The sequence below is a fragment of the Hymenobacter psoromatis genome (genome assembly GCF_020012125.1).
GTDB lineage: Bacteria > Bacteroidota > Bacteroidia > Cytophagales > Hymenobacteraceae > Hymenobacter > Hymenobacter psoromatis.
Genome location: NZ_JAIFAG010000001.1, coordinates 2,143,944 through 2,165,823, shown reverse-complemented (window position 1 = coordinate 2,165,823; position 21,880 = coordinate 2,143,944). Strand labels below are relative to the sequence as shown.

22 protein-coding genes are annotated in these 21,880 nt (G+C 58.7%); 8 read left to right on the top strand and 14 right to left on the bottom strand.

Annotation, left to right across the window (positions count from 1 at the left end):
• Positions 1-5: 5 nt before the first annotated feature.
• A complete protein-coding gene (locus LC531_RS09355) occupies positions 6-278 on the top strand; it encodes a CPCC family cysteine-rich protein (protein WP_223650033.1) in 273 nt (90 codons plus the stop codon).
• Positions 279-333: 55 nt separating this feature from the next.
• Here the strand turns inward: LC531_RS09355 and LC531_RS09350 are convergent, their stop codons facing one another.
• Entirely contained in the window at positions 334-798 is a 465-nt protein-coding gene (locus LC531_RS09350; RefSeq protein WP_223650032.1) for a peptidylprolyl isomerase, read from the bottom strand.
• 162 nt (positions 799-960) lie between these two features.
• Here LC531_RS09350 and LC531_RS09345 point away from each other — a divergent pair, with 162 nt between their 5' ends.
• Positions 961-1,596, top strand: coding sequence for a fasciclin domain-containing protein (locus LC531_RS09345; RefSeq protein ID WP_223650031.1), 636 nt, complete (start codon positions 961-963; stop codon positions 1,594-1,596).
• A 68-nt stretch (positions 1,597-1,664) separates the two neighbouring features.
• Here LC531_RS09345 and LC531_RS09340 read toward each other — a convergent pair whose 3' ends face one another.
• From LC531_RS09340 to LC531_RS09320, 5 genes are all read right to left on the bottom strand, one after another.
• Positions 1,665-2,552: an NAD(P)-dependent oxidoreductase gene (locus LC531_RS09340; protein ID WP_223650030.1), complete on the bottom strand. Its 888-nt coding sequence runs from the start codon at positions 2,550-2,552 to the stop codon at positions 1,665-1,667.
• Between the two features lie 83 nt (positions 2,553-2,635).
• Positions 2,636-3,562, bottom strand: coding sequence for a ribosome small subunit-dependent GTPase A (gene rsgA / locus LC531_RS09335; RefSeq protein WP_223650029.1), 927 nt, complete (start codon positions 3,560-3,562; stop codon positions 2,636-2,638).
• A 61-nt stretch (positions 3,563-3,623) separates the two neighbouring features.
• The gene (locus LC531_RS09330; RefSeq protein WP_223650028.1) at positions 3,624-4,877 is read right to left on the bottom strand and encodes a 3-deoxy-D-manno-octulosonic acid transferase; all 1,254 of its coding nucleotides are present in this window, start codon (positions 4,875-4,877) and stop codon (positions 3,624-3,626) included.
• Between the two features lie 231 nt (positions 4,878-5,108).
• Entirely contained in the window at positions 5,109-5,687 is a 579-nt protein-coding gene (locus LC531_RS09325) for a peroxiredoxin (protein WP_223650027.1), read from the bottom strand.
• Positions 5,688-5,813: 126 nt separating this feature from the next.
• A complete protein-coding gene (locus tag LC531_RS09320; protein WP_223650026.1) occupies positions 5,814-7,106 on the bottom strand; it encodes an aspartate kinase in 1,293 nt (430 codons plus the stop codon).
• Between the two features lie 95 nt (positions 7,107-7,201).
• Here LC531_RS09320 and fbp point away from each other — a divergent pair, with 95 nt between their 5' ends.
• Entirely contained in the window at positions 7,202-8,209 is a 1,008-nt protein-coding gene (gene fbp / locus LC531_RS09315; RefSeq protein ID WP_223650025.1) for a class 1 fructose-bisphosphatase, read from the top strand.
• 74 nt (positions 8,210-8,283) lie between these two features.
• Here the strand turns inward: fbp and LC531_RS09310 are convergent, their stop codons facing one another.
• The 3 genes from LC531_RS09310 to yihA all read right to left on the bottom strand — a co-directional run bounded on the left by LC531_RS09310 (position 8,284) and on the right by yihA (position 10,010).
• Positions 8,284-8,787, bottom strand: coding sequence for a DUF5606 family protein (locus tag LC531_RS09310; RefSeq protein ID WP_223650024.1), 504 nt, complete (start codon positions 8,785-8,787; stop codon positions 8,284-8,286).
• Between the two features lie 87 nt (positions 8,788-8,874).
• The gene (locus LC531_RS09305; protein ID WP_223650023.1) at positions 8,875-9,333 is read right to left on the bottom strand and encodes an energy transducer TonB; all 459 of its coding nucleotides are present in this window, start codon (positions 9,331-9,333) and stop codon (positions 8,875-8,877) included.
• A 59-nt stretch (positions 9,334-9,392) separates the two neighbouring features.
• Positions 9,393-10,010 carry a ribosome biogenesis GTP-binding protein YihA/YsxC gene (gene yihA, locus LC531_RS09300; protein ID WP_223650022.1) on the bottom strand — a complete coding sequence of 206 codons (618 nt, stop codon included), beginning with the start codon at positions 10,008-10,010 and terminating at the stop codon, positions 9,393-9,395.
• A 411-nt stretch (positions 10,011-10,421) separates the two neighbouring features.
• On the opposite strand from yihA, the gene LC531_RS09295 reads away from it, so the two are divergent.
• The 4 genes from LC531_RS09295 (at position 10,422) to LC531_RS09280 (ending at position 15,129) form a co-directional block, all read left to right on the top strand.
• Complete coding sequence (locus LC531_RS09295) at positions 10,422-12,653, top strand: OmpA family protein (RefSeq protein ID WP_223650021.1); 2,232 nt, start codon at positions 10,422-10,424, stop codon at positions 12,651-12,653.
• 140 nt (positions 12,654-12,793) lie between these two features.
• Positions 12,794-13,522 carry a bifunctional demethylmenaquinone methyltransferase/2-methoxy-6-polyprenyl-1,4-benzoquinol methylase UbiE gene (ubiE, locus tag LC531_RS09290; RefSeq protein WP_223650020.1) on the top strand — a complete coding sequence of 243 codons (729 nt, stop codon included), beginning with the start codon at positions 12,794-12,796 and terminating at the stop codon, positions 13,520-13,522.
• On the top strand, positions 13,519-14,298 hold the full coding sequence (porT, locus tag LC531_RS09285) for a type IX secretion/gliding motility protein PorT/SprT (RefSeq protein ID WP_223650019.1): 780 nt from the start codon (positions 13,519-13,521) through the stop codon (positions 14,296-14,298). Before ubiE ends, porT begins: the two co-directional genes overlap by 4 nt.
• An 87-nt stretch (positions 14,299-14,385) precedes the next feature.
• On the top strand, positions 14,386-15,129 hold the full coding sequence (locus LC531_RS09280; RefSeq protein ID WP_223650018.1) for an SDR family NAD(P)-dependent oxidoreductase: 744 nt from the start codon (positions 14,386-14,388) through the stop codon (positions 15,127-15,129).
• Positions 15,130-15,135: 6 nt separating this feature from the next.
• Here LC531_RS09280 and LC531_RS09275 read toward each other — a convergent pair whose 3' ends face one another.
• Genes LC531_RS09275 through LC531_RS09265 form a run of 3 tightly spaced genes read right to left on the bottom strand, consistent with a single transcriptional unit; the run spans position 15,136 to position 17,513 of the window.
• Positions 15,136-15,813, bottom strand: coding sequence for an alpha/beta hydrolase (locus LC531_RS09275; RefSeq protein ID WP_223650017.1), 678 nt, complete (start codon positions 15,811-15,813; stop codon positions 15,136-15,138).
• Positions 15,814-15,819: 6 nt separating this feature from the next.
• Complete coding sequence (locus tag LC531_RS09270; RefSeq protein ID WP_223650016.1) at positions 15,820-16,488, bottom strand: YggS family pyridoxal phosphate-dependent enzyme; 669 nt, start codon at positions 16,486-16,488, stop codon at positions 15,820-15,822.
• An 11-nt stretch (positions 16,489-16,499) separates the two neighbouring features.
• On the bottom strand, positions 16,500-17,513 hold the full coding sequence (locus LC531_RS09265) for a VWA domain-containing protein (protein ID WP_223650015.1): 1,014 nt from the start codon (positions 17,511-17,513) through the stop codon (positions 16,500-16,502).
• A 195-nt stretch (positions 17,514-17,708) separates the two neighbouring features.
• Here LC531_RS09265 and LC531_RS09260 point away from each other — a divergent pair, with 195 nt between their 5' ends.
• Positions 17,709-18,380 (top strand): HAD family hydrolase, encoded by a 672-nt coding sequence (locus LC531_RS09260; protein WP_223650014.1) that lies wholly within the window; start codon positions 17,709-17,711, stop codon positions 18,378-18,380.
• On the opposite strand, the gene LC531_RS09255 is transcribed toward LC531_RS09260, so the two are convergent.
• Positions 18,377-19,216, bottom strand: coding sequence for a DUF4846 domain-containing protein (locus tag LC531_RS09255; protein ID WP_223650013.1), 840 nt, complete (start codon positions 19,214-19,216; stop codon positions 18,377-18,379). The two genes, LC531_RS09260 and LC531_RS09255, sit on opposite strands and share 4 nt — an antisense overlap.
• Positions 19,217-19,323: 107 nt before the next feature.
• Positions 19,324-21,819, bottom strand: a complete 2,496-nt coding sequence (gene topA / locus LC531_RS09250) for a type I DNA topoisomerase (protein ID WP_223650012.1) — start codon at positions 21,817-21,819, stop codon at positions 19,324-19,326.
• Positions 21,820-21,880: the final 61 nt, after the last annotated feature.

Genomic DNA, 21,880 nt, shown 5'->3' with positions numbered 1-21,880 from the left:
GCGTTATGCATGCTCAGAATAAAGCTGGCTGGTTTCAGTGTCCGTGTTGCAAGCATTTCACCTTACCTGAGGGAAAGGGTAACACATTTGAAATTTGTCCGGTTTGTTTTTGGGAAGATGATGGCATTCAAAGCAGCGACCCTACCTACTCAGGTGGGGCCAATGAATGCAGTTTGAACGAAGCACAAAGCAGTTTCTGCCGTATTAGCGCGAGTGAAGCAGTGTTTATTCAAAGTATTCACGCTCCATTTCCTGATGAATTACCGGACGTAATATAAGAAAAGCCCCGCGTACCAACTGGTACGTGGGGCTTCTTAGTGGGCAGAGTTTCGGTTACGCCACCTCGTCCTTCACCACAATCTTGGTAATCTCGTCGTTGCCGCGAATCTGGTCAATCACGTCCATCCCTTCCGTTACTTTGCCAAATACGGTGTGCACCCGGTCGAGGTGGGCGGTATTCTGGCGGTCATGCACGATGAAAAACTGCGAGCCGCCGGTGTCCTTACCCGCGTGGGCCATACTCAGCACGCCACGCTCGTGGTGCTGGTTGCTGCCGCTGGTTTCGCACTTTATTTTGTAGCCGGGGCCGCCGGTACCGGGCTGGCCTTTCGCGCCGGGCTTGGTGTTAGGGTCGCCGCCCTGAATCATAAAGTTGGGAATGACGCGGTGAAACTTGGTGCCGTCGTAGAAGCCTTTTTCGGCCAGGTCGAGGAAGTTCTTGACGGTATTAGGAGCATCCTGCTCGTAGAACTCGACTTTCATAACGCCCTTAGGCGTGTGAATTTCAGCGGTTTTCATCGAAAAATAAGCTGTGTATAGGGTGAAAAAAGCCACTGGCTATCTGGCCAAGGCACTACGAAGGTAAAACAGCCGGCTGCCGGCCGGGTTCGGCATAACCGAAAGCCTCGGCGGTTACGTAAGGGTAAGCTGGTAATTCTTCACCCTTTCCCCTTTTTCTATATGCAGAGGATTTTCTTTCCCCTCGCTACCCTGGCGCTCGCCGTGGGCCTCACCAGCTGCGGCAGCGACAAAACCGCCGAAACTACTAATACTGCCAAGATGAGCACTACGAACCCGGCCGACTCGATGGCCGCGATGGGTGGCGACTCGGCCCGCATGGCTAAGCCGGGCGGCGTAATGGTGGATGGCGTAGCCATGACCGCTGATAAAAATATCGTGCAGAATGCGATGGCCGCCAAAAGCGTGAGCACGCTCGTGGCGCTAGTGAAGCAGGCCGGCTTAGTACCGACGCTGGAAGGCAAGGGCCCGTTCACCGTTTTCGCCCCCACCAACGCCGCCTTCGATAAGCTGCCCAAAGCGGCCGTAGCCGCCCTGCAAACCCCCGCCGAAGCTGCCAAACTCAAAGGGGTACTGACCTACCACGTTATCGCCGGCCGCCTGCTGGCCGCCGACCTCAAAGACGGTCAAGAACTGACCACCGTGAATGGCGAGAAGCTGCACGTAATGGTAAAAGATGGTAAAGTAATGGTTGGCAACGGCAAAGACGCCCCCGCCACTGTGCAAATAGCCGATGTAGTTTCGAGCAATGGGGTTACCCACGTTATTGATACCGTGGTACTGCCGCTGGCGAAGTAGAAATGAAGAAGTAGCAAGTAACAATTCCTCTTTAAAAAGAGCGCTGGCTTCATCGGCCAGCGCTCTTTTTATGACATGCCCGCGTCGTCCGAGACGCGCTGGGCGAAGCTGGCCCAGTCCACGTTGGGCTCGTTCAGGGCCACGGTGGCAGTGAGGCGGTCGCGGATGATGTTGGCGAAGGGCATGGGTACCGCGTTTTTGTAAGCCTCCTGCACTACCAGGTTCATGTCTTTGCGGATGATGGCGGGCGGTGCGCCCACCGGCTGGTAGTGCTGCTCGGCAATGAGCTTGCCGTAGCCCTTGTAAATAGGGTTGTTGAAGAGTGTGTTGGTCAGCATCTCGTAAAAATCTATGCGGTCCAAGCCGCACTTTTCGGCCAGCGTCAGCGCTTCAGCCAAGCCCTCAATCACAGTACCGAGTAGGAAATTACCGCAGAGCTTGGCCACGCTGGCCGCGCCGGGGTCATCGCCAAAATCGTGGGTGCCCTGGCCGATGGCCGCTTGCGCAGCTTTAAGCTTTTCGCGCGCCGCAACTGGCCCCGACGAACCTACCCAGAGCTTACCCGCCACTGCCACATCAGGCTTACCAAACACGGGCGAGGCTACCAGTGTCGAGCCGTAGGCCGCGTGCGCGGCGGCTAGGCGGCGGTTGGTATCCGGGGCTACGGTGCTGCACGAGGCATGAACCGCGCCGGGGGGTAGAGCGCTCAAAATACCCTCGGGTCCAGTCGTGATTTCCTCCAGCGCGTGGTCGTCGGTCACCATTGTAAACACGATGCTGGCCTCGCGCACGGCCTCGGCGGGGGTAGGGGCCACCGTCGCGCCTTGTCGGTGTAAGGGCTCGGCTTTATCGGCGCTGCGGTTATATACGGTGAGCGGAAAGCCGGCCCGGAGCAGGTTGGCGGCCATTGCGGCCCCCATGCTGCCCAGACCCAGGAAAGCAATTTTATCAGCCATAAAAAGTAGAAAATACGCTACGGGCCGGGTGTACGCAGAAAGTAGGGGGTAGGGCCGGGCGCAGCATGAAACGAGTAGCGCTGCTAGTGCCGGTTATCCTCGTCGGCCAGCATACTCAGGTAGCTTTCGTAGCGCGGCACGGCTAGCCGGCCCTGGTCTGCAGCCACGATGACGGCGCAGCCGGGCTCGTGCACGTGGCGGCAGTTGTGGTAGCGGCACTGGCCCAGCAGTGCCCGCATCTCGGGAAAGTAGCCGGCCAACTCAGCGGCGGGCACATCCACGAGGCCTAGCTCCTTGATGCCGGGCGTGTCGATAAGGTAGGTGCCGGGCACCACTTCCAGCATTTCGGCGAAAGTGGTGGTGTGCTTGCCCTTGTCGGAAAAAGCGCTGATTTCGGCCGTTTTCAAATCCAGGTCTGGCACCAGGGCGTTAATAAGCGTGCTTTTTCCTACCCCCGAGTGGCCCGAAAGCAGCGAGACTTTATTGGGCAGCATCGCCGCTACCTCCGCGATATTCTCCCCCGTTTCGGCCGCGCACAGCACGCTGGGGTAGCCCACGCTCGCGTACATGCCGGCAATTTGTCGCTGGTAGTCCAGCGTATCGGTATCGTACAGGTCGGCTTTATTGAAGATAAGCTGCGCCGGTAGGTGGTACGCCTCGGCCGTGACCAGAAACCGGTCGATAAACCCAAACGAGGTAGCCGGCGATACCAGCGTTACCACCAGCAGCGCCTGGTCGAGGTTGGCGGCCACGATGTGGGCGTGCTCACTCTTATGCACCGAGCGCCGGATGATGTAGTTGCGGCGCGGCGCAATGGTATGAATCACGCCCGCACCTTCCGCCTGTTCTGGTAAATCGAAGCTTACCCCGTCGCCCACGGCCAGCGGGTTGCTCACCTTCAGGCCTTGGTTCTTGAACTTGCCCCGCAGCCGGCAGCGGTGCAACTGACCCGTGGTAGCATCCCGCACCACGTACCACGAGCCGGTAGATTTTATGACAATTCCATCCATTTTTTCAGGTATCAATCAGCAGTTATTAATTACCAAACCTGGCTGGTCCTTTTCACCGCCTTCACAGTTCACTACCGCCCGCTTTAGTAGGTGATAATTGCTGCTTAATACCTGATAACTGAGAGAGGATTCTCGCCGTCGCGCCCGCGTGCTGGTGCACGTAGTCGAGGCTGATGTCCTGGACTTTAAGCCGGGCTTCCTCATTATAAAATAATCGGTCAAAAGCCGTTTCCAGCTGCGCGGCCGACCGCACCGGGAAGGCGCAGCCCAGCGCCACCAGCGCCACCGCTTCCTGAAACCGCTCGTAGCGCGGCCCGAAAAATACCGGTAGCCCGAAGGCCGCCGCTTCCAATGTATTGTGCAGCCCCGCCCCAAACGCGCCGCCCACGTAGGCAAACCGCCCGAAGCGGTAGAGCTGACTGAGCAGCCCCACGTTATCGATGAGCAGCAAGCGGGCCTCGGCCACCGTGGCGGGGGTAGCGCGCGAGTAGCGCACCGTGAGGCCGGGAAGGGCGGCCTCCACTTCGCGCAAGTGGGCCTCGCTCACCTCATGCGGGGCCACGATGAAGCGCATCGTGCGGGCGTGCTTGCGCAGTAGCGGCGCCAGCGTAGGCAGGTCTTCGGGCCAGATGCTGCCGGCAATCAGCGTCGGCGCGCCATCGGCCACGAAGGCTTCGGCCAGGGGCAGGGGCCGAGCCGGGGCCAGGGCGGTGGCCGCTACGGTATCAAAGCGGGTGTCGCCAGCCACGCTCACCCGCGTCAGTCCCAACCCGCGCAATAGCTCGGCCGAGGCTTCATTTTGGGTGAAAATATGGCTGAGCTGCGCCAATATTTGACGAAAGAAACCGCCCCAGGGCCGGAAGAAAACTTGCGTCGGCCGAAAAATTGCTGCCACTACCACCGCCGGAATTCTTTGCTGCCGCAGCTCGCGCAGGTAGTAGTACCAGAATTCGTACTTCACGAAAATAGCCAGTCGGGGCCGCACTACCGCCACGAAGCGCCGGGCATTGGTCGCCGTATCGAGAGGTAGGTAAAATACGTAGTCGGCCCCCGGCCAATTCTTGCGCACCTCGTAGCCCGAGGGCGAAAAGAACGTGAGCACGATTTTATGGTCGGGATACTGCCGCCGCAGCCCCTCGATGAGCGGTCGGCCCTGCTCAAACTCGCCCAGCGACGCGCAGTGCACCCATAGGCGGGGGGTAGGGTCGTTGGCTAGCGCCTGTTCCACGCGGGCCAGCAGCCCGTGGCGGCCCGCTACCCAGGCGGCAGCCTTCGGCACGAAGGGAGCCAGCAGGCGCAGCAGTAGCGCGTACAAAAAAAGACCTACGGAATATAAAATGCGCAAAAAAAGGCCGCGCCCGGTATAGCGTAAGCCCGGCGTGGCCTCAAATTTACAACTTTCGCGGTCGCGAAGAATTTCTGGTAAAGCCGCTTGTTATTGCGAACAAAGCGCAGCAATCTTTCCTCCCACCAGGGTAGCAAATCCAACGATGCGAACGACAAGGAAAGATTGCTGCGCTTTGCTCGCAATGACAGATGCCTATAGCTACGAATCTGCCTCCCAGTTGGCGGGGCAGGTTTCGCCGTGCTCCTCAAAGTGGCGTAGGGCATCCACCATGCGCAGGGAGTCGGAGATACGGCGGCCCAAGGGCCGGTCATTCACGAGCTGATGGCGCACGATGCCGTCGCGGTCAATCAAAAACAGCGCCCGGTACGCCTGCGGATGGCCCACGAAGACCATCTCGCCGGTTTCGCTATAGTCGAAGTGGCCAGCCAGCACGTCGTAGTTGGCCGCAATGGTTTTGGCGTTATCGGCCACCAGCGGGTAGGTTACGCCCTCAACACCACCTGCGCTGATGGGCGTGCGCAGCCACGCCTGGTGTACCTGGCGCGAGTCGGTGCTACACCCAATTACGGCCACACCCCGGCGCTCAAACTCGGGCAGCAAATCTTGAAATGCTAGCAGCTCGGTAGGGCAGAGGCTCGAAAAATCGGCGGGATAGAAAAAGAGCAGCACGTAGCGCTTACCCAGGTAGCGGTCGAGCGAAAAATCTTCCTCCACCTGCTGGCCAATAACGGCCGGAGCCTTGAAAGCAGGCGCGCGCTTACCAACGAGAACGGACATTTTTTAGTGATGAATGAGTAGTGATGAATGAGTAGCGCCGTCAGCTTCCGCGGCTTCCGCGCAAATCTTCCGCGTCTTCCGCGGTAAATGATGTTAGCACCTACTACTCCAAAAGCGCCGCCGTAGTTATTCGCGCACTAAAAACTGAAATGTGCTGCGCGTGCGCTGCTCCACTAATAATTTGCGCCCGGTCGTGAGCCGCGCAATGCTACCCTCATCATAATTCTTAATCGTGAACAGCGTGAGCCCACTATTATACTGCACTCGAAACTGCCCCCGCAACGCGTCCAGCAGCCGTTGTAGCCGCATTTCATCAAAGTCCACGACCACCGAAAAGCTGATGGCCGAATTTTGCATCACGTTAATTTTGAGCCGCGCCAGCGCCAGCGCCCCGAAAATAACTTCCAGGTTTTCCTCCGAAATAAAGGCAAAATCCTTGCTCTCAAAAGAAACCAGGCATTGCCCCGCTTTGCGGATAAACGCCGGTACCAGCGGCGCGTGCTGGCAGTCGTGGATGAGCGTGCCCGGCGCGGCCGGGTCCAGAAACGAGCGCACCCGCAGCGGAATGCCGCGCTCGGCCAGCGGCTTCAGCGTTTTGGGGTGAATGACGCTGGCCCCGTAAAACGCCATCTCAATCGTTTCCTGGTAGCTAATTTCGGGGTAGAGCACCGTGTCGGCAAACAGCTTGGGGTCGGCGTTGAGCAGGCCCGGCACGTCCTTCCAGATGGTCACCGACTCGGCCCGCAGGCAGTAGGCGAAGATGGCCGCCGAGTAGTCGGAGCCCTCGCGGCCGAGGGTGGTGGTAGCGCCTGAGGCAGTGGAGCCGACGAAGCCCTGCGTGACGACTGGACCCTTGGCTAAAAGGGGAGGTAGGGCCTGCGTAATTGCTTGCTCAGTAACTGGCCAGCTCACCCGGCCTTCCCGCCAATTTTCATCAGTACGAATTAATAAACGACAATCTATCCAGCGCGTTTGTTGAGCATCATTCAAGACATGTGCTACCATCTCTGAAGCGAGTAACTCGCCAAAGCTCACTACTTGGTCGTATTGCTCGTCGTAATCGCGGTTAACATTGACAGCAGCCAACTGCTCACTTAACTCAAAAAAAGTCTCAATTAGCATCACGTTAATATCAGATGCTAGGTGCGGGCTGGCATTAATAATTAACTCCTGGGCGGTATTATGGTGAAATGATTCCAGTACCTCTAACGGCGCAGTATAATCCTTCCCAGCATACGCCAGCCCGAAAATCTCCTCCAGCGCATTCGTCGTTTTGCCCATTGCCGAAACCACGATGAGCAGCGGCCCTACCCCCCCGTATTCCTTTACAATGCGGCAGAGATTCAAAATCGCCGCCGCGTCCTTCACCGAGGCCCCGCCAAATTTGTAGACCTGCAAGCCAGCCAATTCCTTTTCCATAGGCCCCAAAACTAGGGGGTAGGGCGCGTTTGGGCGGCGCGGCCCGGTAATGGTAGCTTTGCGCTAGCGCCACTTACGCCCCTCAGCTACGCCTTATGGACCACAACAAACTCGCCCTGCCCGTCGGCACGACGCTCGACCGCTTCATCATGCGCAAGCAGGAAGATTTTCCCTACGCCACCGGGGAGCTGTCGCAGCTGCTGCGCGATATCGCGCTGGCTGCCAAGATTGTAAACCGCGAAATCAACCGCTCGGGCCTCATCGATATTGCCGGGGCCTACGGCAACCGCAACGTGCAGGGCGAGGACCAGCAGAAGCTCGACGTGATTGCCAATATCCGCTTTATCCGGGCGCTGCGCAACGGCGGCGAGGTCTGCACCATCATCTCGGAAGAGGACGAGGATATTATCCAGACCGGCAATAACCAGGGCAAGTACGTCGTAGCCATTGACCCGCTCGACGGCTCCAGCAACATTGATGTCAACGTCAGCATCGGCACCATTTTCAGCATCTACCGGCGCATCTCGCCCACCGGGCGCGAGGGTAGCAGCGCCGACTGCCTCCAGCCCGGCACTCACCAAGTGGCGGCTGGCTACATCATCTACGGCTCCAGCACTATGCTCGTATACACCACCGGCAACGGGGTCAACGGCTTCACCTACGAGCCTAGCTTAGGCGAGTTTTTTCTCTCGCACCCAGACATCCAGACGCCCGCGACCGGCACCGTCTACTCCATTAACGAAGGCTCGTCCGACTCGTTTTCGCCGGGCGTGGCGGCCTTCGTGCGCTACTGCAAGGACCAGCAGTTTTCGGCCCGCTACATCGGCTCGCTGGTCGCCGATTTTCACCGCAATCTGCTCAAAGGCGGCATCTATCTCTACCCCGCTACTGCCAAAAACCCCGAGGGTAAGCTGCGCCTGATGTACGAGTGCAACCCGCTGGCCTTCATTGTGGAGCAGGCCGGCGGCCGCAGCTCCAACGGCCAGCTGCGCACCCTCGAAATCGAGCCTAAAGCCTGCCACGAGCGCTGCCCCGTCTTCATCGGCAGTAAAGACCTGGTAGCGCAGGCCGAAGCCCTGTTGGCTCAGGAAAATGCCGGGTAAGCTTTAGCTTGCCGCCACAAAAAGAGGCCGTTTCTGCAAACAGGAACGGCCTCTTTTATCTCGGATGAAAACGCTTACTTCGTCACTTCCGGGTTGCCGGAGGGGGTAGGGGCCTCATCAATTTCGCCAATCACGCCGCCCGTGCTCAGCGGCTCGTCGGTAGTAGGCTCGGCTTCGGCCGCCGCCGCGTAGGGCACGTGCTGGCTCACGATGCCGTACCAGCTCACCAGTTTCTTAATATCCGAGGTATACACCCGCTGGCGGTCGTACTCGGGCATCACCTCGGCTAGAAAGCCGCTCAGCTCCGTTTCCGGCGACTTGGCCGAAACCGGCAGGGTAGCCTCGTAGTGCTGATGAATACGGTCAAAAACGTCGCTCAATGATACTGTTTCGTCCGAGTCCTGGGCGTAGATGCCGATTTCACTCAGCAGCGATACCTTATTGCTGGCCGGGGCCAGCGAGCGCGTCGCCTTTGCATCCAGGCTTTCCACTAATACACCGTGGCGCGCCGGGCGCACCAAGCGGTAGAGGCCAGGCTGGCCGCTGATGGCCGCCAGTTCTTTCAAATCGTAGGGCATTCTTTTTACAATGAACAGTTAATAATGAACAGGGAGCAATGGGTAGTAAAACAATTTTTGTTGTTCACTACCCATTGCTCCCTCGTTTTAATTTCCCACCGTGTTCGTGCCAGTTACGCCCAGCTTGAAATCGATGGGTAGGCTGGTCAGGACGGGATATTCGGGCTTCTTGAATTTGAGCAGGCGCACCACGCGGGCTGCCTCTTCTCCGGTGCCGCCACCTACTTGCTTCACGATGCGCAGGCCCTGAATAGTGCCCTCGGGATTCAGCGTGAAGCTGATGATGCAGCGGCCCTGCATCCGGTTGTGCTTGGCCGTTAACGGGTACTTCAGCTCCTTGGCAATAAAGGCGTACATGGCCTCCTGCCCACCCTCATAATAGGCGGCCACTGGAATCTCGGCGCTCACGTGGTTGAGGCCCGCGCCCTGCTCGGTCGGGGGCTGGTCCTTGGGCATGGGGGCCGTGTTGGGCTTGGCCGTTTGGGCGTGGGCCGCCGGCAGCAGGCAGCACAGGGCCAGGCCGGTCAACAGATTTTTTTTCATCATATCAAAAAAGGGACTAACAACGCCGGCCGGCGCGGGGGCAATTGGTGGGCCAAAAGTACTCAAGCGCCTGCCGCTTCGGCGGCTGCCTGCCGGTTCACTTCCGCGATAAAGTCCAGTACTTCGTCGCGGCCCAGCCCGGTTTCGGCCGAGGTTACGAAGTAGCGGGGCAGCTCATCCCAGGTTTCACTCATCTTAGCCAGGTAGTTGGTTAGCAAGGTTTTAGTTTGGGTACTCGACTGCTTATCAGTCTTCGTAAACAGCATCACGAACGGAATGCCGTCCTCCCCCAACTTTTCCATAAAAGCTAGGTCCGCAGATTGGGGCTCGTGGCGCGAATCGAGCAGCACGCATACGCAGGTCAGGTTTTCGCGGCGCATGAGGTAGGCGTTTATCATCTTGCCCCAATCGGCACGCGCGCTTTTGCTCACCTTAGCGTAGCCGTAGCCCGGCAGGTCTACCAAATACCACTCGTCGTTAATATTGAAATGATTGATAACCTGCGTTTTGCCAGGAGTGCTCGATGTTTTGGCCAGGCCATTGCGGCCCGTGAGCATATTTATCAGCGACGACTTGCCCACGTTGGAGCGCCCAATAAAGGCGTATTCGGGCCGGTCGGGGGCTGGGCAGGCAGCTACCTGCGTATTGCTGGTCAAAAAACTTGCTTCGCGGATGAGCATAAATGGGTTACCTAGCAGGCAGTATGGGTACAAAGATGGGGCAGATTGCGCGTGCCACCCGTTTTGGGGCGGCCCGGCCAGCACTAAACCCTTGTCTTTCAAAACCTGCCACTATATTTGTGCGGTTTGCTACCCGTTCCTTTGTTTTATAATAAAACTACTCCAGACAGCAGCCAGCCGGTTTTAGTGCCATTCGATGTTCTATAGACCCCGGCCTGGCAGGTATATTTGCTGTGATAAGCCGCTTCGCGGTAGTGTTTTTCTCCGCAAGCTGCTGGCCGACCGGGCCAACCCTATCGCTGAATTTTAGTATAAGTCGCCAATAATGAGCGGCTCCGCGCCCCTAGGCTAATCTATACTGCGTATTAGTTTCCGCCCTCCTTTTAAAATTCTCCAAACACCCTTTTTTCAATGGACAACGTATCCAAAAGGCTGCTGAAAGCTTCCTGCGCGCTGGCCCTGACCGTCGCCGTAGCTACCTCGGCCCAGGCTCAGAGCACGCGCAAGGACCTGCAAACCGGCAACAAGATGTTTAATCAGGAAAACTACCGGGCTTCCATCCCCTTCTACGAGCGGGTGTTAGCTAAGGACCCTAATAACGCCACCGCGTTGTTTCGGGCTGGGGTAGCATATCTGTCCTTTGACAAGGAAAAAGCTAGCGACTACATCTATAAGGCGCAGAAGCTGAAGCCTAAAGTTTCGCGGGATATTGAGTACTGGCTGGGTCGCGTAGACCACCTGAACTATAATTTTGACGAGGCTATCACGCACTACCAGGCGTATAACGCGACCCTGAAAAAGCGTAACGATACTCGCCGTGAGGAAGTAGCGCAGCTGATTCAGCACAGCAAAAACGCGAAAATTCTCTTCAACTCGCCCAAGGATATCTTCGTCAAGAACCTAGGCCCGACGGTAAATACGCAGTATTCGGAACACAGTCCGGTTATTTCATCGGATGATAAGACGCTGATTTTCACGACTCGCGCTAATCCAACCGATATTCCGGGCCTCGATTCTAAGAGCCGGGGCAAAACAGCGGCCGATGGGGAGTACTACGAGGGTATCGTCGAAACCCATCGCATCGATGCCGACAACTGGGAAAAGCCCCGCTCGCTGTCGGCAGCGCTCAACAGCAAGGGTCACGACGCCTCGGACCAGCTGTTTGACAACGATACTAAGCTGCTCATGTACCGCAGCGATGAGGACGGCGACATATTCGTGGCTTCAAAGCAAGCTAATGGCGAGTGGGGCTCGCCCACTAAGCTCAACAGCAACATTAACTCCAAAGCTTACGAGGGAGACGCTTATATCACTCCAGATGGCCTGACACTCTACTTCTCGACCGCCCGGTATTCGGAAGATGGTAACCTGGACCTTTATTACAGCACCCGCACTGCTGGGGGCGACTGGGGACCGGCAAAATCACTGGGTAGCGTCATCAATACCAAGTATGACGAAGATAGTCCCTTCATCAGCCGCGACGGTAAGACGCTGTTTTTCAGCTCGCGCGGTCACAACACGATGGGCGACTACGACATTTTCCAGTCGAAATACGATAGCATCGGCCACAAGTGGGGCCGGCCCGAAAACATGGGCTACCCCATCAACACGCCCGATGCTGACTCGTATTATCGCCTTGCCCCCGATGGCACCTATGCCTACCTCAGCTCATATCGCATCGGCGGCTACGGTGAGAAAGACCTTTATACCATCAGTTACATCAAGAACATTATCGTGAAAGGCACGGTGTTCTCGAAGCGCGATAGCACCCAGGCTATTCCGGGTGTAGAATTGGTATTTAACGGCACGCAGGCTGATAAAACAGCCATCAGTTTTCGCGACGTGACCAAGGAAGATGGTACCTACCAGGTGAAAGTGCTCTCAGCCCGTACGTATCAGGTAGCCGTGAACAAAGACGGTAAGAATATTGAAACCCAGGAATTTGCGGTGCCGATTTCGCTGAATGACTCGACGAGTATTACCAAAAATTTCTACGTCGATTACATCGATACAACGGCCCTGGCCAGTTCGCGCTTCGCTAAAATTTACTTCGACACCGACAAGTACAAGCTACGGCCGGAGTCTATCGTAGCGCTCAAAAACACGGCGGCTATTTTGAAGGCCAACGCTGGGATAAACATCTCGATTGAGGGTAACTGCGACTCGCGCAATACTGACGAGTACAACATGGTGCTCGGCCAAAACCGCGCCGACGCGGCCAAGAACTACCTCGTGAAACAGGGCGTAGCCAGCGCCCGCCTCACCACAGTAAGCTACGGTGAGCGCCGCCCTGCTGCCCCCAATGACTCGCCCGAGAACATGCAGCTTAACCGCCGCGATGAGTTCCGGGTGGTGTTGAAGGAAGGCGAAAAGATGCCTGTTATCACGGAAACGGTGACCGAAACCATCGTGGAAACGGTGCCTGTTACCCCCGGCCCGCCGCTACCCGGCAAGAGCAAAGTGCGCATGGCCGATGGTACGAAGGTGAAAACTAAAGTGGACGAGAACAGCGACAAAGTGAAGGTGAAAACTAAGGACGCGGCTGGCGCGAAGTCAAAAACGGTTTCCAAGGACGGCGAGATTGACTCGAAAGCCAAGGATGCTGACGGCCAGAAAGCCAAAATGAAAATTAAGCCCGAGTAGCACGGGTGACTTTTTCAAAAAAAGCGAACGGCCGGACGAACAGTCCGGCCGTTTTTTTGTCCTGCTAGCTGGCGGGAGCGTTTAGCTAAACGCTCCTCACGCAATTTTCGCGGCGCGCTGCCGTTCTTTGCACTCCCCCTATGGCCGTAGTACCCTACAAAGAAGACGCCGCTGACAAGAAATCGCAGGTGGCCCGCATGTTTGACAACATTGCCGGCAAATATGATTTCCTGAACCACTTTCTGAGCGCGGGCACGGATATCTACTGGCGCCGCCAGGCCGTGAATAAATTGAAAGAGTTACGGCCAGCCCGCATCCTGGATATCGCCACTGGCACGGCCGACTTCGCCATTGAAACGCTGCGTGCCGCCGCACCCGATGCCCAGGTAACGGGTGTGGACATTTCGGCTGGCATGCTGGAAGTGGGCCGCCAGAAGCTAGCCGCCAAAAAGCTCGGCCATCGCATCCGGCTGGAACTGGCCGATTCAGAAGACCTACCGTTTGCGGACGATTCTTTCGATGCCGTTACGGCTTCGTTCGGGGTGCGCAACTTTGCGCACTTGGAGCGTGGGCTATCCGAGATGCGCCGCGTGCTACGGCCGGGTGGCAAGCTCGTAATTCTGGAATTCAGCAAGCCCACGGCGTTTCCGCTCAAGCAAGCTTACAATTTTTACTTTAGCCGGGTGCTGCCGGTCTTTGGCAAAGTTATTTCCAAAGACCAGAGCGCGTACACCTACCTGCCCGCGTCGGTGCAGGCTTTCCCCGACGGTGCCGAGTTCGTGGCCATTCTGGGTCGCGTCGGCTTTATCAATCCTGCATGGCAACCCCTTACGTTTGGTATCAGCTCCATTTACACGGCCCAAAAGTGAGGGCGTCCGGCCGGTGGGGGGGGGTAGGGCTACTACTGGTACTGCTGCTGGTGGCGGGCCCGGCGCTGGCCCAGCGCAAGCGTAGCGACGACATTGACCGCGGCCATAAAGGCAAAATCAGGGGTATTACGGTGGATAACCTGCCTAACTACAACGACCGGTTTTTTCGGCCTGGCATTTATATCGCGCCCAACTTCTCGCGGTTTTTCATCGAGCAGTCGAATGCCTATTTCACGGCTGCCCAGCAGGGCCGGGGCGTATCGGCCAATTCCATTATCAGCCCGGGTTTCGGAGTTGGGTTTATCGGTGACATTAGGCTAGGTAATCCTGGTACGCCCTTTCACCTGCGTTTCACCCCTGGGCTCACCTTCCTGACCCGCCGGGTTGAGTTTAAGAGCGTCGGCGCGGGCCAGCCCGACACCATTCGCACGCAGGAGGTAGGTACCACGCAGCTGGAGTTGCCGCTGCTGCTCAAGTACCAGTCGAACCGCCGCCGCAACACGCGCTTTTATATGATTGGCGGCCTGAAATCCAGCACGGCCGTAACGCAGCGCCAGAATACGCCGGCCATCAACCAACTCAACGTAGTGCGCAACGACCTGCTGCTGGAATACGGGGTAGGGCTCGACTTATTTTATCCGTACTTCAAATTCGGGCCCGAGCTACGTTTCTCGCACGGCCTGCGCAATGTGCTGGACCCGCGCAACAATCAGTACAGCAATAGCCTGCAAAGCCTGCGCACGAACACGGTAACGCTGTACTTGAATATTGAATAGAAAATTTTAGTTGTTAGCTGATAGCTATCGGCTGACAGCTTCTTGTTGAATGACGCTACTAGTTACTGGCCAATAGCTTAAATCCATATGAAAACTGCATTTGTTACGGGCGCTTCGTCGGGTATTGGTCGCGCTACGGCCGTGGCTTTGGCCAAAGCTGGCTTTCAACTAGTTATTACTGGCCGGCGCGGCGAGCGGCTGGCTGAGTTGGCACAAGAGGTAGCGCCTACCCCGGTGCACCAGCTGACCTTTGATGTGCGCGACCGGGCTGCCGTGGAGGCTGCCGTGGCCGGGTTGCCAGCCGAGTTTGCCCACGTAGACGTGCTCATCAACAACGCCGGTAATGCCCACGGGCTGGCCTCGATTCAGGACGGCGACCCGGCCGACTGGGATGCCATGCTCGATGGTAACGTGAAGGGCCTGCTCTACGTGAGCCGCGCCGTGTTGCCGCGCATGGGCGAGGGTGGATTCATTGTCAATATTGGCTCCATTGCTGGCCACGAGGCTTACGCCAACGGCAATGTGTACTGCGCTTCTAAGGCTGCTGTGGCTATGCTCACGCGCACTATGCGGCTCGACTTGCTGCCCCGTGGCATCCGGGTAGCCGAGGTAGCCCCCGGCATGGTTGAAACCGAGTTTTCGGAAGTCCGCTTCAAGGGTGATGAAGACCGGGCCGCCAGCGTCTACAAAGGCTTGCAGCCCCTGCAAGCCGCTGATATCGCCGACCTGATTCAGTTTATAGTCACGCGCCCGCCGCACGTGCAGATTGCCGAGGTCATCATATTCCCGGCCGCCCAAGCGGCTGCCACCACCGTAAAGCGGACTCAGTAAGCGCGCTCACGGCTCCGTAGAGGGGGTAGGGCCTGTGTGCAGCTGGCGCAGTAAGTCGGCGTGCAGTGTGTGCCCGCCCACAAATGAGTGCCGGCTGACCCGCGCGCCGTGCGCTTGCAGTACCGCCGCCTGCGCGCCTGCCACCGCGGCGCTCACGTACTCGTCCTGCTCGCCGCTCACCAGCGCTACGGGTAGGCCAGCTAGCAATTGCCGGGCATTATCTGCTTCAATATCAGCTGGAAAGTCGCCGGCCCACAAAATAAGTCGCTCCGGCCGCCAGCGGTTCACCGCCCGCGCCAGCCAGCGGCTCGCCGTGGCCGTGCCCTGCGAAAAGCCCAGTACCGTTAGCCGAACAGCAGCCGGGGCCACTGCCAGCAGGTGGCCGAGCAGCGCGTCCAGGTAAGCGGCCTGGTCTTCGATTTCAGCCAGGCGGTCGGCCCGGGTCATCCACGAGGCTCCCACGCGCCCGCCGGTGCCGGAGAGGTAGAAGCGCGAAAGCGCTTCCGGGGCCACGATAACCGTACCGGCCGGGTCGGCGGTGTGCAGCGCCGCGAAGTGCCGAATAAAATATTCGGCCAGCTGCCCATAGCCGTGCAGCACCAGCCACAGCTGGGTAGTGGTGGGCGATAGCTCACCCAGCTGCTGGTAGCGCGCCGTGCGGCTAACGGTAAAATGCTGCTCCAAAACTACTTAACCACGACTACCGAAAATGGCGCTTCCTACCCGAATGAGTGTGCTACCCTCGGCCAGCGCCCAGGGGTAGTCGGCGCTCATCCCCATCGAAATTTCCCGAAACTCCTTATCTTGGGCAAAATAAGTTGTCTTTAAATGCTCAAAATACTGGCGCAGCTGTTGAAATTCACCGCGCACCAGTGTCTCATCCGGCGAGTTGGTGGCGATGCCCATCACGCCGGTCAGGCGCACATGACGCAGCGCTTGGTAGGCAGTTGATTGCAAAATTTCCTCCGCTTCGGGCAGCGAGAGTCCGGTTTTGGTTTCCTCCTGCGCAATGTGAAATTGCAGCAGGCCCCGAATAACCCGGTTGTGGCGGGCAGCCTGCCGGTCCAGTTCTTGCAGCAGGCGCAGGCTATCCACGCTTTCCACGGTGTGCACGAAGGGCGCGAGGTACTTCACCTTATTGGTTTGCAGCTGGCCAATCTGGTGCCACTCCACGTCGGCGGGCAGCTCGGGCTGTTTGGCGGCCATTTCCTGCACCCGGTTTTCGCCAAAAACGCGCGCCCCGGCCGCGTAAGCCTCGCGCAGCTTTTCCACAGGGTGGGTTTTAGTGACGACGACTAAGCGGGCAGTGGTGCCGGCTAGCTTTTGCTCGAAAGCGGCGATATTTTCAGCGATAGACATTTATTTACTATTTAATCTTCTAGTACATTACTCATAAACGTGCTTTTTGAGGCCAGCCAGAGCAGCCAGAACAAGATGCCCCAGCCTAGGTAAGGTCGGTAAAAATCCTGTACGCTACGGTAGCGCTGAGTGCGAATATCAGACTTTTCGAGCCGGTCAATCTCCCCAAATACCTGCTTGAGCGCGGCGTTGTCGGCGGCCCGAAAAAAGCGGCCATCGGCGGCCTGGGCCAGCTGGCGCATGGTCGTTTCGTCGAGGCGGGTTTGCACGTAGCGCGGCTTGCCGGTGAGCGAGTCGCGGCCGTAGGGCACGAAGCCATCTTCTCCTAAGCCAATGGTATAGAGTCGAATACCGTAAGCGTGGGCCAGCTGTGCAGCCAGCAGGGGGTCGAGGCTGCCCGCGTTGCTCTCGCCATCGGAGAGCAGCACGCACACCCTGGATTTGGCCCGCGACTCGCGCAGGCGGTTAATGGCCACGCCCAGTGCCGTGCCAATGGCCGTGCCGTCGTCGGCAATCAGGCCGGGGCGCAGGCTGGCCAGATTAGTAAGTAATAGGTCGTAGTCCGTGGTGAGCGGCACCAGCGAATAAGCCTGCCCGGCAAAGGCTACCAGGCCCAGGCGGTCGCCAGCCCGGCTGCGCACGAAGCTGGCTGCCAGGCGCTTGGCTGCCGCCAGACGGGTAGGCTTCAAGTCCTCAATTTCCATGCTGCCCGATACGTCGAGCGCCAGGATGATATCAATGCCGCGACCGGTTTGGGTCAGGTGCTCGCTGGGGCGCTGGGGGCGGGCGGCAGCCAGCACCAGCAGTGCCAGGCTCAGGCTTAGCACCAGGGTAGGCACGAAGCGTAGGCCCGCCCGCCAGTCGGGCCGCAGGCCGCCCGACCCGAAGGCTACCACTACCTGCCGCCGCCGCCGGGCCAGCAGCCCGCGTAGCAGCGGCAGCAGCAGCACCAGCGCCAGCAGCAGCAGTAGGTGCGGGTGCTGCCACTCGTAGCCAGCCAGGGTGGCATAGGAAAATAAATTCATGCGGCGCAGAATAGAAATTAAAAATGATAAATTAATACTTGAGGGTGGTTAGGCAATGACAAGCAATTTTGCATGAGCCCCCGTTTAATTTCTCATTTTTACTACTCTCTTGAGGCCGCAAATTACGCTGTCTACCCAAGTCTGGCCGCCGGCCCGGTACCTTTGCCCCAACTCATGGCCCCCGCGGCCGGCCCTATGATTCGCACCGTAATCTTCGACATGGATGGTGTCATTATCGACACCGAGCCTATTCATCACCAAGCGTTTCTCACGCACTTCGCCGAGTTGGGCATTGACGTTCCTAAGGCCGAATATGATTCCTTCCTGGGCTCGTCTACGCGCAACGTATTTCAGCAGCTTAAGCGCGAATATGGCCTAGCGGCCGACGTAGAAAGCCTGCTGCTGCGCAAGCGGGCGTTGTTTAATGAGATTTTTGACCACGACCCCAACCTGGATTTGCTACCCGGCGTGCGCGTCCTCCTCGAAGATTTGCGCGCCCACGCTGTGCAGCTGGTGCTGGCTTCCTCGGCCTCCAAGGCCACGATTGCGCGGGTCTTCAGCCGCTTTGAGTTGGCTCCATACTTTGCGCACGTGGTGAGCGGCGAAGACTTCGTGCAATCCAAGCCCAACCCGGCCATTTTCCTGCACGCGGCAGCGCTGGCCGAAACGCCCGTCACGCAGTGCATCGTTATCGAAGACTCGGCCAACGGCGTGGCCGCCGCCAAAGCGGCCGGCATCTACTGCGTGGGCTACGCCAGTCCGCACTCGCCAGGTCAGGATTTGCGCTTGGCCGACCGCGTAATTCAGGATTTCTCGGAGCTAACGGCGGCTGGCATTCAGGCAATCAAGGGGGGTAGGGGTCGCTAGTCGAAGCGCCCTAGCTCGGTGCTGGCAAACAACCACTCGGGCGTGGCGAATTCCCTTGCGGCTGGGTTTGGCACGGCAAACCACGCGCCCAGCGTCGGCTGGTCTACATTGCGCAGCAGATGAATGCTTTGGGCCGGCATATAACTCTGAACCAGCAGCAGGTAGCGCTGGCCGGTGCGCGGGTTGGTGGCCACGTCGGCTACCAGCACGGCGTGGCCGGGGTAGCCGCCGTGCACCAGCACATCGCCGGGCTGCACCTCGGCCAGTGGCACCGGCTGCACCTCGCGGCTCAGCGACAGCGTACCCGCGTAGCCGAACACCGGCAGCAGGTAGCGCATCAGCGCCGCGTGGGTAGGGGGCTCGGCCGGCTTGGGGGCGGGCAGCACCTGCTCGCCCTTCACCCGAAATGTGCGTCCGGCCACGAAATCCGAAAACCAGGCATCGTAGCCGGTCGTCAGGTGAAAGTGAATTTTAGCAGGATGAACGCTGAATAAATACTCGGCCCGCAGGCGCATCACGGCATCGGCGCACTGCTGCAAGTCCTTGGTGCCGGGGTCAATATCCACCACGGCGGCCACTACGGCCTGGTTGGTTTTCAATTGCCCGTTGTATAGCCTCGCTGGGGTGCCCGCAGCCCGTAGGGGTAGCCCGCGCAGCCACTCGCCCCACGAGCCCGGTGCCAGGGCTACGCGCCGGCTGCCCGGCGGCGGGGCCACACGCTGCGCCAGCCGTTGCGCTGGCGCGGGCGGCGTCGCCAGCCACGGATAAACCGGGCCAGGGGGGGTAGGGGCAAGCAATAAAGCCAAGCCGGCCAGCGCCAGGCGAATAGTAAGCATAGGGCTAAAGTATAACTGCCCACTCAACGCCGAATTAACGCGAAGTTATACACCAAGAAATCCCGCCGTTTCGGGCGGGATTTCTTACTTAACACTGACGATTTAAGCTACTTGCTGGCGGTTGCTTTCTTGGGCGCGGCCTTCTTCGCGGCCGTTGCCGGCTTCTTCGCCGGAGCCTTTTTCTTGGCTGCCGCCGCTTTTACGGTGGGCGCTTTAGCGGCTTTTTTGGCTGGGGCGTCGGCTTCTTTTTCGGGCTTTTCGGCGGCGGCTTTTTTACCGAAGCGGCCGCCCTTAGTGGGCTTGTCGGGGGTAGCGGCGGCCAGCTCCAGGCAGCGCTCCAGGGTGAGGTCGACGGGCTCTTCGCCCTTCGGAATCTTCACGTTCTTTTTGCCAGCCACGATGTAGGGGCCGAAGCGCCCGTTCAGTACCTGAATATCCGGGTTTTCGGCGAAGCTCTTAATGAGGCGCTCCGCGTCGGCCTTACGCTTGGCCTCGATGAGAATCACAGCTTCCTCGCCGGTGATAGTATGCGGGTCCTGCTCCTTAGTGAGCGAATAAAATTTGCTGTCGTGGCGAACGTAGGGGCCGAAGCGACCGAGCGCGGCCGTCATATCCTTACCTTCGTGCTCGCCCACCACGCGCGGCAGCTTGAACAAATCCAGCGCCTCTTCGAGGGTAATGGTTTCGATAAACTGGCCTTTGCGCAGGTTGGCGTAAGCGGGCTTGGTTTCGCCTTCGGTATCGCCGAGCGCCACGTAGGGGCCATATTTGCCGAGGCGGGCGGTTATTTTTTCGCCCGTTTCGGGGTGCAGGCCAATCTCGCGGGTGCTGCTGAGCGTGCTACGCTCAATTTCCTGCCCGCGCTCCACGCTGGCGTGAAACGGCTCGTAGAAGCCGGCCAGCATGTGCCCCCAGTCCTCGCGCCCGTTGGCAATCTGGTCAAACTCGTCCTCCACCTTGGCCGTGAACTGAAAATCCACGATGTCCGGGAAGTGCTCGACCAAGAAGTCATTAACTACCAGCGCCGTATCGGTTGGAAAAAGCTTGGCTTTATCCGCACCGTAGGTTTCGGTACGCTGCTCGGTTTTTACCTGGCCATCTGCCAGCGCCAAGGCATAAATCTTGCGTTCTTTGCCATCCCGCGAGTCTTTCTCCACGTAGCCGCGCTTCTGCACCACACTGATGGTGGGCGCGTAGGTACTGGGCCGCCCAATGCCCATTTCCTCCAGTTTCTTTACCAAAGAAGCCTCGGTGTAGCGGGCCGGCGGGGTTGAGAACCGCTCGGTGGCAGTGAGCGTTTGCAAGGGTAGCGGCTGCCCTACGCTGAGGGGGGGTAGGCCCCGCGAAAACGAGCTTTCGCCATCGGCCGGCTGGTCGTCGTCGTCCTTGCTTTCGGCGTAAGCTTTCAGGAAGCCCTCAAACGTAATGACCTCACCAGTAGCCGAAAACGTGAGGCCCGGCTGGGTGCTGATGCCGATAATAGCCGTGGTGCGCTCCACTTGGGCATCGGCCATCTGCGAGCCCATCGCCCGCTTGCGGATGAGGTCGTAGAGGCGCTGCTCCGAGGCATCGGCCCCGGCTTTCACCAGCGTAAAATCGGTGGGCCGGATGGCTTCGTGCGCCTCCTGGGCCGAAGCCGACTTGGTTTTGAACTGCCGCTCCAGCGCGTACTCGGCTCCATAGGCGGCTGTGATGGCTTCCTGCGCGGTGCGGCGGGCCTCCTCCGACAGGTTCACCGAGTCGGTACGCATGTAGCTGATGCGGCCAGCCTCGTATAGCTTCTGGGCCACGGTCATGGTCTGGGCCACCGAAAAGCCCAGCTTACGCGAGGCTTCCTGCTGCAAAGTGCTGGTCGTGAAGGGCGGTGCGGGGCTGCGCTTACCCGGCTTTTTATCCAGGCTATTAATACGGTAGGTGGCCCCGATGCAGGCGGCCAAAAAGGCTTCGGCCTCCTCGCGGGTTTTATAGCGGGTTGGCAGCTCGGCTTCCAGCGTAGTGCCCTGGCCGGCATCGAAGCGGGCCATCACCCGGTAGGCGCTGGCCGATTTGTGCTGATTGATTTCGCGCTCGCGGTCCACCACCAGGCGCACGGCCACGCTCTGCACGCGGCCTGCCGAGAGGCCCGCCTTCACTTTACGCCACAGCACGGGGCTCAGCTCGAAGCCCACTAGGCGGTCAAGCACGCGGCGAGCTTGTTGGGCATTTACCAAATTAAGGTTAATCTGGCGTGGATTAGCAATGGCGTTGAGAATAGCGGGCTTGGTAATCTCCCGAAACACGATACGCTTCGTTTTTTCAGCCTTAAGGTTAAGGGTTTCCGACAAGTGCCACGAAATGGCTTCGCCCTCGCGGTCATCGTCACTCGCCAGCCACACCATCTCGGCTTCCTTCGCTAGCTTTTTAAGCTGCGCAATCAGCTCGCGCTTGTCGGCGTCCACCACGTAGGTCGGCTTGAAGCCATTAGCTACGTCCACGGCGTTATTGTCCTTAGGCAAGTCGCGGACGTGCCCGTAGCTGGAGCGCACCACGAAATCCTGGCCGAGGTAGCCTTCAATGGTTTTGGCCTTAGCGGGCGATTCGACGATAACTAGATTTTTGACCATGCGGCGGCAGAAGAGGCGGGGAAAGGCAAGCGACAGTGGCTACTGAACGCGGGCCCCGCCC